General features: G+C 66.6%; 11 protein-coding genes. 5 read left to right on the plus strand and 6 right to left on the minus strand.

The window, feature by feature from the left end:
- Window positions 1-92: 92 nt before the first annotated feature.
- Window positions 93-1,910 carry a DUF4153 domain-containing protein gene (locus ACN6PJ_RS30555; RefSeq protein WP_427999400.1) on the plus strand — a complete coding sequence of 606 codons (1,818 nt, stop codon included), beginning with the start codon at window positions 93-95 and terminating at the stop codon, window positions 1,908-1,910.
- Window positions 1,911-1,983: 73 nt separating this feature from the next.
- Here ACN6PJ_RS30555 and ACN6PJ_RS30560 read toward each other — a convergent pair whose 3' ends face one another.
- From ACN6PJ_RS30560 to ACN6PJ_RS30575, 4 genes are all read right to left on the minus strand, one after another.
- Window positions 1,984-2,205, minus strand: a complete 222-nt coding sequence (locus tag ACN6PJ_RS30560; RefSeq protein ID WP_427989488.1) for a hypothetical protein — start codon at window positions 2,203-2,205, stop codon at window positions 1,984-1,986.
- A gap of 163 nt (window positions 2,206-2,368) precedes the next feature.
- Window positions 2,369-3,496 carry an AI-2E family transporter gene (locus ACN6PJ_RS30565; RefSeq protein WP_427999401.1) on the minus strand — a complete coding sequence of 376 codons (1,128 nt, stop codon included), beginning with the start codon at window positions 3,494-3,496 and terminating at the stop codon, window positions 2,369-2,371.
- A gap of 119 nt (window positions 3,497-3,615) precedes the next feature.
- Entirely contained in the window at window positions 3,616-4,317 is a 702-nt protein-coding gene (locus ACN6PJ_RS30570) for a DUF3053 family protein (protein ID WP_427999402.1), read from the minus strand.
- Between the two features lie 161 nt (window positions 4,318-4,478).
- A complete protein-coding gene (locus ACN6PJ_RS30575) occupies window positions 4,479-4,991 on the minus strand; it encodes a GNAT family N-acetyltransferase (RefSeq protein WP_427999403.1) in 513 nt (170 codons plus the stop codon).
- Between the two features lie 150 nt (window positions 4,992-5,141).
- Between ACN6PJ_RS30575 and ACN6PJ_RS30580 the strand changes: the two genes are divergently transcribed.
- From ACN6PJ_RS30580 to ACN6PJ_RS30590, 3 genes are all read left to right on the plus strand, one after another.
- Entirely contained in the window at window positions 5,142-5,501 is a 360-nt protein-coding gene (locus tag ACN6PJ_RS30580; RefSeq protein ID WP_427989484.1) for a hypothetical protein, read from the plus strand.
- A 730-nt stretch (window positions 5,502-6,231) separates the two neighbouring features.
- Entirely contained in the window at window positions 6,232-6,513 is a 282-nt protein-coding gene (locus tag ACN6PJ_RS30585; protein ID WP_427999407.1) for a hypothetical protein, read from the plus strand.
- A gap of 87 nt (window positions 6,514-6,600) precedes the next feature.
- Window positions 6,601-7,293: a cytochrome b/b6 domain-containing protein gene (locus ACN6PJ_RS30590; RefSeq protein WP_427989483.1), complete on the plus strand. Its 693-nt coding sequence runs from the start codon at window positions 6,601-6,603 to the stop codon at window positions 7,291-7,293.
- Between the two features lie 100 nt (window positions 7,294-7,393).
- Here the strand turns inward: ACN6PJ_RS30590 and ACN6PJ_RS30595 are convergent, their stop codons facing one another.
- Complete coding sequence (locus ACN6PJ_RS30595; RefSeq protein WP_427999404.1) at window positions 7,394-7,852, minus strand: c-type cytochrome; 459 nt, start codon at window positions 7,850-7,852, stop codon at window positions 7,394-7,396.
- 56 nt (window positions 7,853-7,908) lie between these two features.
- Window positions 7,909-9,285, minus strand: coding sequence for an adenylosuccinate lyase (gene purB / locus ACN6PJ_RS30600; protein WP_427999405.1), 1,377 nt, complete (start codon window positions 9,283-9,285; stop codon window positions 7,909-7,911).
- Window positions 9,286-9,446: 161 nt separating this feature from the next.
- Here purB and ACN6PJ_RS30605 point away from each other — a divergent pair.
- The coding region (locus ACN6PJ_RS30605) for a glutathione S-transferase N-terminal domain-containing protein (RefSeq protein ID WP_427999406.1) at window positions 9,447-9,643 on the plus strand (197 nt) is incomplete at its 3' end.

Here is a 9,643-nt window from a genome sequence, read left to right on the forward strand (position 1 = left end):
AAGTACGATGCCTGGGATATCACCGAAGGCATGGATTTCGAGGTCTTCGGCCGCGTGCTGAAGGTCTGGCGCAGCGAAGACTTCTGACCACCATGGCCTCCCCCTCCCGCCTGTCCGCCCCCGAGAAGACAATCCTGCTGTACGGCGTGCTCGGCGCGCTGCTGGCGCTGGCGCTGCATACCGCGCTGCTGAACCGTGTCTGGCCCTGGCGCAACCTGCCCGTCACGCTATTCGCGATCCAATGGATCTGGCTGGTGCCGTTGGCGGGCGCCATGCTGGCGGGCATGAATGCCGGCGGCCGCTGGCTGCTGGCCCTGCTGGCTTATGCCCTGGTCCTGCCCGCGCTGCATGCGTATGGCCTGATGCCGCTGCTGGGCTCGCAGCCCCTGCCGTATAACGACAGCGGCGCGCGCGCCACGGCGACCCTGATCACGGCCGCCAGCGGCTTCATGCTGCTGCCGTTGATCCAGGCCCTGGATCCCTCCCAGCCCGGCTGGAATTACCCCGCGGTGTTCCGCGCCGCCTGGCGCAATACCGTCAAGCTGGCGCTGGCCGGCGGCCTGACGCTGGCGGTCTGGCTGCTGTGCTGGGCCGCCAGTGCCATGTTCGGCATGATCGGCATCGCGGCGGTGGGCAAGGTCGTGCAATCCAAGCGCTTCGTGCTCGCCGTGATGCCGGTGGCGCTGGCGCTCAGCCTGGTGGGGGTGCATCGGCGCCCGCAGTTGGCGGACACGCTGCAGCGCTCCTGGCTCACGCTCACCGCGTGGCTATTGCCCCTGGTGGCGCTGGTCGGTATCGCCTTCGTGCTGGCGCTGACGGCCCGGCTGGCACTGGACCTGCGGGCCGGGGCCCTGTCCGCGGGCGCGCTGATCGCCTTCAGCGCGCTGTGGATCAAGCTCATCAACTCCGCCTGGCAGGATGGCCCCGAGGCGCCACCCTTCGGTCCACGCCTGCGCGCGGCGCTGCGTGTTGCGGCGTGCGGCCTGCTGCCGCTCGCGCTGGTGGCCCTGTACGGACTGCTGGTGCGCATCGGGCAATACGGCTGGACCGTGCCGCGAACCTGGGGGGTCTACGCTGCGATCCTGTTGACGCTGTACGCGGTGGGCTATGCCTGGGCGGCGCTGGCGCCGCGACGCTTCCACACGATTCTTGGAGGCACCAACATCGTCGCGGCCCTCTGCGCGCTGCTCATGCTGGCCTTGGTGAACACCCCGCTCCTGAGTCCCGAGCGCATCGAGATCAGCAGCCAGGTGCAACGCCTGATCGACGGTCGCGTGGCTCCCGAGGAATTCAGCTATCTCTCGGCCGCGAACGATCGCGGTGAATATGGCCGGCGGGCGGTACACGCGCTGGCCGCCGGCGCCGCCCAGGCGCAATCCCCTCGGATCGCGATCGCCGCCGCCGATGCCCTGAAAGGCAAGTATTACGACTGGGGTCCGCGCAAATCCGGCCTGGCCGCCACGCTGGTCAAGCCGAGCAGCCTGCAGGTCCACCCCGCGGGCAGTCCGGTGCCGGATGCTTGGTGGCGTTATGCCACTAAGCAAAGCCCCTTCGAACTGGATCGCTGCGTGAACGCCGAGCAGGCCGCTTCCGCCGCCCCCGCCGATCCTGCCTTGAACGCTGCCCGCTGCTGGCTGATCCACGCCGATATCACCGCCCCCGGTGCGGATGACCTGGTCCTGTACGTGCCGCCGCGCGTGGACGCCAACACGACAGGCTACCAGACGTTCCTGAGCTATCAGCGGCTGGGCGATGACACCTGGCGCATGGTTGGGTCCAAGACTCATCGCAAGGCGGAAGGCGAGCCGGACATCGACATCGGCGGCGCGCTGGCGCAGGGTCGCGTGCACACAGAACCGCGCCAGGATCGCGACCTGGTCGTGGGCGGGCAACGAATGCCGCTGCGCTGAGTGGGCACCCGCCCGGCCTCATGGGACACGGGCCGGTCGCATCATCCGGGCCGCGCCGCGGCCCGGATGGCGCTTACTTCTCTTCCAGATCCGGGGTGCCTGCGAACTGGCTCTTGAGCAGGGTCAGCGCGCCCTTCTCCGCCAGCGCTTCGTTCGGAAACGCGTTGCGCGTGTCTTCCAGCACCGGAAAGCCGAAGACGCGAACACGGACGCGATAGCCCTCGGGAGTTTCGGCGAATTCGATGTCGAAGTTGCGCTCTTCGATCCAGCCCGACTTGTGCAGTTTCCAGTCCATATCCAACGCGCTCCTCATTGGAGAAATTGGCGGCGCCGCCCACCTGGCAGCGCCGCGAACACGGGGCCGGCCCCGACGAGCCAGCCACCACCACCTTACACGCTCCGCCCTGACGCCGTCTTGACCACGGACAGGAACCCGGCGCACCCGGCCTGTCGCGGCGTCAGTCGGCCTGGGTGGACGAGACCTTGGATGCGGAATTGGGAGCCGGCGCCACCGGCTTGCCGGCCGGTGTCACCGAGACGTCCTCGGAGGGCGAGAACAGGTCCCAGCTTGCCATGAACAGCGCCGCGATCAAGGGACCGATCACGAAACCGTTCAGACCGAACAAAGCCATGCCGCCCAGGGTCGAGATCAGCACCACATAGTCGGGCATCTTGGTGTCCTTGCCCACCAGGATCGGACGCAGCACATTGTCCACCATGCCGATCACCAGGACGCCAAAGGCGATCAGCACCACGCCCTTGATCGTGGCGCCGGTCAACAGGAAATAGATCGCCACGGGCGCCCATATCAGTCCCGCGCCCACCGCGGGCAGCAGCGACAGAAAGCCCATGATGACCCCCCACAGCAACGCGCCCTGGATGCCAAGAATGGAGAAGATGATGCCGCCCAGGGCGCCTTGCGATGCCGCCACCGCGATATTGCCCTTGACCGTGGCGCGCACCACCGTCGTGAACTTGCGGAACAGGTGCTGCTTGTGCGCATCGCTCAGCGGCACTGCGCGCTTGACGCGCTGGGCCAGTTGCGGGCCGTCGCGCAGCAGGAAGAACAGCAGGTACAGCATGATGCCGAAGCTGATCACGAACTGGAACGTATCCTGCCCGATGCTCAGCGCCTGCGTTGCCAGGAATTGGCTGGCCTGCATTGCGCCGGCGCTCAGCTTTTCCTGCAGGCTGGGAATGTCAGCCAGGTCGAAGCGCGCCAGCACGTCATGCACCGACGGCGGCAGCGCCTCCATGGCCTGCTGGAAGTAGGCGCCGAAGTTGATCTGCCCGGACTTGATGCTCTGGTAGAGGTTCGCTCCCTCGCTTACCAGCGAGCCGCTGATCACCACCAGCGGCAGAATCACCAGCAGCAGCACCAACACCAGCGTGATGAGCGCCGCCAGGTTGCGGCGCCCGCCGATACGTGGCACAAGGCGGCGTTGCAACGGCGCGAACAGGATGGCGAGAATGGCGCCCCAGAAAACGGCGCCGTAGAACGGCCACAGCAACCAGCCGAAAGCAAGGGAAACGACCACCAGGAGGAGCAGGAAGGTCCGATAGTGCAAGCTGGAAGATTGACTCATGTTCCGTCCAAGGCACGGCATGACCGCGAGACCCGCATTGTACAAAGCGGCGCCGCCTCCCGTTCCTTACGATTGTCACCGCCAGCAACGCCTGCTCCGTGAATCGACCCGCAGGAAGATCAGCTCCCCGCCGCCGCGCGCGACAGGGTCGCGCGCGCCTGCTCCAGCGCCTGCGATTGCGCATTCAGGCCTTGCAGCCGCAGGTTGAGCGCTTGCTGCAACGAGGGCGTGGCGACCTTGGCCTGCCCGTCCTCGAGCGTGATGCTGGCGCCGTTGGCAGAGACGAAATCCGCAACGCCCAGCGCGTCGCGAGCCACCGTGTCCATGCCGGCAGCCGCGCCCATGAACTCGGCCGCTGGCGCCGTGACCGCCTCGTCATACACTCCGTCGTAGACGGGCGCCAGGTCTGGCGCCAGTTCCAGTGCACCCCTCGCCTTGTCCGCGCGTGCCTTGGCCTGCTGCAAGGCGCCGGCGCTATCGGCCAGGGTCTTGCGCGCGGCCTGCAGCGCCTCGCGCCGTCGCACGATGTCGTCGACAGACTGGATGCGTTCCGCCGCCAACACCGGGCGCAGCCGCTGTGCCGCTTTGGCCATGGCGGCCTGGAAATCGACCATCAGGTCATAGGCATCGTCATAGCGGCCCACGGCCTCCTTCTCGGCCGCGCTGAGGGCGCCGATCGGCACCAGCGTGCCCGCCGCGAGCCGGCTCTGCAACAGGCTGATGAAGGCCGCCCGTTCCTGCGGTTCCCGATTGCCGCATGCGGCCAGCGCGAGCATCGCGGCCGCCGCCAGGCTGGCCAGGCAGATCCGCAACAGTGCCATGCCCTTCCTCCTTGCACAACGCCTTGCATTCCAGACGCCGGGCCGATGGCCGGCGTGCCCTGGCCAGATTATCCCGAAGCGCCCCGCGCGGGCCGCCGGCGGGCGGATTTTGTTGCCATCGAATCGATATGACACAGGCGCGACAACGCAGGCGCGATCACTCAGCCTGGCAGCGTCAGGCGCATCGCGCAGCGGCGCGCCGGATCGAAGCCGGCGTCGGCCTCGGCCCGCAAGCGCGCGCGCAGGGCGGGCGCCAGTTGCGCGTCGGGCACTTCGGCAAAGCCCTGGCGCCGGTAGAACGGCCCATTCCAGGGCAGCTCTCGATCCGTGGTGAGCGCCACCCCACGATAGACGCGCGCGGCGCGCGCGTGTTCGACCACCGCGCGCAGCAGATCCCGCCCCAGCCCCCGCCCCTGCATCGGCAGGGCCACGGACATTTCCGCCAGGAACAGGTCGCCGTCCATCGGCTGGGCCAGCGCGAACCCTGCCGGCAGGCCGTCGTCGCCCGATGCCACCCAGAGCAGGCCGGCGGCGGCGGCCTGCGCCAGGTCGGCGGGCGGCAAGGGGTCGCCGGCGGCGGCCCAGGCCATCGCGGTTCCCTGGAAGCGTTCTGCGGCGGAGCGTTCGATATCGGGCAGGAATGCCAGATCGGTGGAGCGTGCGAGTCTGATCATGGGGCGCCAAGTATGCCTCAAGCGGGCGACGCCGAGGGAGCTCCGGCGCCGGCTTGATCGGTGCGCCCCCCCCACGCCGGGCCGACAGCCCCTAGAATGTCGGTTCAACGGCCCTCGCCGGCCGCCCCCATCTTTAACCGTTCCTCCTGAATGACCCAAAACGCCTCCCCCGCCACCTGGGGCTTTGCCCATCCCGATTGCCGCGGCGCCGCCGCCCTGCTGTTTTTCATGGACGACCTGGCGCGCGTGGCCAACCAGTACCTGCGCCCGGGGCATCTGGGCGAAGAAGCCCTGGCCGATGCCCAGAAAGCCGTGGATGCACTGATGCAACGCTACGTCGAGATCCAGGCCGCTCCGGACGCCTTCGATGGCGAACGCATTGAACTGGCGCTGGAGACCGACACCCGCCCGGACGGCTCGACCGCCGCTCAGGTCGCTCTGCGCATGTCGCCGCGCCTGGAAGCGCTGATCATCGAGGCCCAACGCCAGGCCCGCCCAGCGACCCACTGAGCCGTGGGTTCCTGCGCCGCCGGAGTGTTCCGCCAAGGCGCTGCCGGAAGGCCGGTTCTATCCCAAAAAGGGCTCGGAACCGGCCCGGCCCCCGGGGCCCCGCGATGAGCACTCCCAATAATATCTTGCCAAACCATCGCGTTATCCATATACTTGTGAGTTGAGCCTGCAAGGGCTCTTTGGTCAAAGGCCTTGACCCCTCGTATCGAGGCCGAGCTTTTTTCCGCTTATTCTGCGACACATAACCCTAAGAACGCAGAGCACGGGCCCGATCCATCAGGCCTAACACTTTTCCTTGACATGCCCCGTTGCCGGCCAGCCAGGCCCGTCGATAGCACGACGCCCCTGGACGAGTCAGACAACTTCGCCCCGAGCACGCCGCCGAGTCCGGTCTGTTCGGAAAATATCCAGCGCAGCGCTGATCCGCTGCAGTCGACCCGCGGTGGCGTTGCCACGCCACCGCCAGCCAGGCCCGCCCCCCATCACTGATGACGGGAGACCCGGCAGCGATTTCCGGGCTCGGCCCGGTACCGCCCCCCCCCCCCGCAGCCAGTCCGGCGCGCCTGCAAACCATGAGAATGCGCAAAGGATCGGTGGCGGAAACGCGTTAATGTCATGTATGACCCGGCGCGCACGAAGGACGCGGAGCGCGACAGCGCCACGGCCCTTCTTCGCGACATGCATTACGCGGCAATCCCCATAACAAGAACTTGAAAGAGAACACAACATGATGAATACCCGTTTCACTACCTCGGATCTGATCCGACGCCCGGCCCATACCAAGCTGGACAACATGCCGATCCATATCGGCGATATCGTTTACCTGCAACCGGCCCACGGCCCGGCCATCCGTGCCGCCGTGATCTTCAACGCGCCGATCGACGGCACGACCACGTACACCACCGAAGTCGTGGCGTGCGGAGCGGCCGCACAGAAGGTGCCGGGCCAACGTATCCGCTTCCGTCACGAGCACGTGCATCGCATCGAACCGGTGCGCCGCGCTGCTCGCTGAGCCAGCGCAAATCCGCCGCGGTCACCCCGCGGCGGTTTCATTTGTGCGTGATAAAGTCGCGAGCAACGCAGTCAAGACAAGACCATCATGCAAAACAACCGGCTTGCCATCCGCATCTGGGATCTTCCCACCCGCCTCTTTCACTGGGCCCTCGTCGTCTGTATCGTCGGTGCCTTCGTCAGCGTCAAGCTGGGCGGTCTTTACATGGATTGGCACGTGCGATTCGGCTGCGTCGCGCTGGGTTTGATCATCTTCCGCGTACTGTGGGGCTTTGTCGGCCCGCGCTACGCGCGTTTCGCCCAGTTCGTGCGCGGACCGCACGCGGTCGCCAACTACCTGAAGGGCGCGGCAGCGCCCGCCGGCCACAACCCGCTGGGCGCGCTGTCGGTGCTGGCACTGCTCCTGGTGATCGGTTTCCAGGCCGTGAGCGGTTTGTTCACCACCGATGACATCATGACGCAGGGTCCGCTGTTCGGCCATGTCAGCGAGTCCACCGCCAGTCTGCTGACCTCGTGGCACAAGCTCAATGAATGGGTCATCATTGGTCTGGTCGCCCTGCACCTGCTGGCCGTGGTCTGGTACGCCCTGGTGCGCCGCAAGCGGTTGGTGCGCGCCATCATCACCGGCAATGTCGACCCAAAAGACGTTCCCGCCGGTACGCCACCAACCCAGGACGGCATTGCGATCTGGCTGCGCGCGCTGGTGCTGGGGGCCTGTGTCACCGGCCTGGTGCTGTGGATCCGGTCGCTGGAAATCGCGGCGGACATGTCCTTTTCCTAGGTCGTGACGGCGCGCGCCGCCCGCGAGTATCAATAAAAAAAGCCCCTTGAGAGGGGCTTTGGCTTGTAGGCAGACGCCCGGGCGGGGGCGCCATGCCGGCTTACTTCTTCTTGCGGTAGGCGTCGTGGCAGGCCTTGCAGCTTGCACCCACATCGCCGAAGGCAGCGCGCAGCTTGTCGAGGTCGCCGGCATCGGCGGCGGCCGACAGCTTGACGATGTTGTCCTGGAAAGCCTGCTGCTTCTGTTTGAAGCCGGCCGCGTCGCTCCAGATCTCGGGGCGGGCATCACCGCCTTCCGTACCGGCGCCAAAAGCCGCCCACGGCAGCGCCGACAGCGTCTTGAGCACCTCGACGTTGGCCTTGATCTGGGCCGCGTCGTAAGGGGCCTGCCCTTTGATCACCGGCGTCATGCGGCCAAAGTGCGAGGCCATCAGCGACAACGCCGACTGGCGGTACTTGACGGCATCTTCGGGCTTGGCGAACTGCGCCTGGGCGGAGGTCGCCAGCAGCGGCCCGGCGGTCATACAGGCCAGCGCGACGAGCGTGGACAACTTCTTCATTGCTATCTCCCGTAAGTACAACAAGAATGCCGCGCGCCTGACGCGCGGCGTGGCGACTATACCGCCCGGGCCAGATCAGCGGCCAGACCGATATACGAACGCGGGGTCATCGCCAGCAGGCGCGCCTTGGGTTCGTCCGGCAGGGCCAGGCCCTGGATGAATTCTCGCAGGGCTTCCTCGGTGATGCCCTTGCCGCGCGTCAAGGCCTTGAGCTGTTCGTACGGCTGCGGCAGGCCATAGCGGCGCATGACGGTCTGCACCGGCTCGGCCAGCACTTCCCAGCAGGCGTCGATGTCGGCATCGATGGCGGCGGCGTTGACTTCGAGCTTGCCCAGGCCGCGCATGCAGGCGTCCCAGGCCACCAGGCAGTAGCCCAGGCCAACGCCCAGGTTGCGCAGCACCGTGGAGTCGGTCAGGTCGCGCTGCCAGCGGGAGATCGGCAGCTTGTCGGACAGGTGGCGCAGCACGGCGTTGGCCAGGCCCAGATTGCCTTCGGAGTTCTCGAAATCGATCGGGTTGACCTTGTGCGGCATGGTCGACGAACCGACCTCGCCTTCCTTCAGGCGCTGCTTGAAGTAACCCAGGGCCACGTAGCCCCAGATGTCGCGATCCAGATCGAGCACGATGATGTTGGCGCGCACGATGGCGTCGAACAGCGCCGACATCCAATCGTGCGGTTCGATCTGGATGGTGTGGCGATTCTGCGTCAGGCCCAGGCCGGCCAGCACACGCTGGCTGAAGGCGGGCCAGTCGATTTCCGGATAAGCCGACAGGTGAGCGTTGTAGTTGCCGGTGGCGCCGTTGAGCTTGGCCAGCGGCTCGACCGCTTCGATGGCGGCGATGGCGCGGTTCAGGCGCGCGGCGACGTTGGCGAACTCCTTGCCCAGCGTGGTGGGGCTGGCCGGCTGGCCGTGGGTGCGCGACAGCATCGGCTGGTTGGCCTGGGCCACGGCCATGTCGTTGAGCTTGGCGGCGATTTCACGCAGGCGCGGCAGCACCACTTCGCTGCGGGCGCGCGACAGCATCAGCGCGTGCGAGGTGTTGTTGATGTCTTCGGAAGTGCAGGCGAAATGGATGAATTCGGCCGCGGCCGCCAGTTCGGCGTGATCGGCGACCTTTTCCTTGAGCCAGTACTCGACCGCCTTGACGTCGTGGTTGGTGACGCGTTCGATGTCCTTGATGCGGGCGGCATCGGCCTCGGAGAAGTCACGCACCAGCTGTTGCAGGCGGGCGCGGGCTTCCTGGGAGAAGGCGGGCAATTCCGGCAGACCGGCGTCGGACAGCGCCACCAGCCAGGCCACCTCGACTTCGACGCGGTGGGCCATGAAACCGGCCTCGGAGAGCAGCCCGCGCAGCGCGTCGCCGCGGGAGGCGTATCGGCCATCCAGTGGCGAAAGGGCGTTAAGTTGGCTAAGCTGATCGGCGATTTGCATGGTCTGGGAAGGAAAAAGCTGCGGAGGGGAAAACCCGGGGATTTTATCATTCAGGGCCGCGCAACATTGTGGCAAACTGGGTGCGATTCCGTCCCGCGGACGGTTTGGCCGTCATACGGCCTGCTATACTTCGGCCGCTTTCCGACTCCGCTTGTGAATCCATGAAACTGATCGGCTCGCTTACCAGTCCATACGTACGCAAGGTGCGTATCGTCATGGCCGAGAAAAAGCTGGATTACCGGCTTGAACTCGAAAACGTCTGGTCCGCCGACACGCAGATCCAAACGTACAACCCGCTGGGCAAGGTGCCCTGCCTGGTCATGGAAGATGGCGGCGCCCTGTTCGATTCGCGCGTCAT

This window comes from Achromobacter sp., assembly GCF_050285585.1.
Lineage (GTDB): Bacteria > Pseudomonadota > Gammaproteobacteria > Burkholderiales > Burkholderiaceae_B > Achromobacter.

Bases quoted from the DNA above. Each gene is read 5' to 3' on its own strand.
- ACN6PJ_RS30555 (WP_427999400.1), top strand. From the start codon at position 93: ATGGCCTCCCCCTCCCGCCTGTCCGCCCCCGAGAAGACAATCCTGCTG.
- ACN6PJ_RS30560 (WP_427989488.1), bottom strand. From the start codon at position 2,205: ATGGACTGGAAACTGCACAAGTCGGGCTGGATCGAAGAGCGCAACTTC.
- ACN6PJ_RS30565 (WP_427999401.1), bottom strand. From the start codon at position 3,496: ATGAGTCAATCTTCCAGCTTGCACTATCGGACCTTCCTGCTCCTCCTG.
- ACN6PJ_RS30570 (WP_427999402.1), bottom strand. From the start codon at position 4,317: ATGGCACTGTTGCGGATCTGCCTGGCCAGCCTGGCGGCGGCCGCGATG.
- ACN6PJ_RS30575 (WP_427999403.1), bottom strand. From the start codon at position 4,991: ATGATCAGACTCGCACGCTCCACCGATCTGGCATTCCTGCCCGATATC.
- ACN6PJ_RS30580 (WP_427989484.1), top strand. From the start codon at position 5,142: ATGACCCAAAACGCCTCCCCCGCCACCTGGGGCTTTGCCCATCCCGAT.
- ACN6PJ_RS30585 (WP_427999407.1), top strand. From the start codon at position 6,232: ATGAATACCCGTTTCACTACCTCGGATCTGATCCGACGCCCGGCCCAT.
- ACN6PJ_RS30590 (WP_427989483.1), top strand. From the start codon at position 6,601: ATGCAAAACAACCGGCTTGCCATCCGCATCTGGGATCTTCCCACCCGC.
- ACN6PJ_RS30595 (WP_427999404.1), bottom strand. From the start codon at position 7,852: ATGAAGAAGTTGTCCACGCTCGTCGCGCTGGCCTGTATGACCGCCGGG.
- purB (WP_427999405.1), bottom strand. From the start codon at position 9,285: ATGCAAATCGCCGATCAGCTTAGCCAACTTAACGCCCTTTCGCCACTG.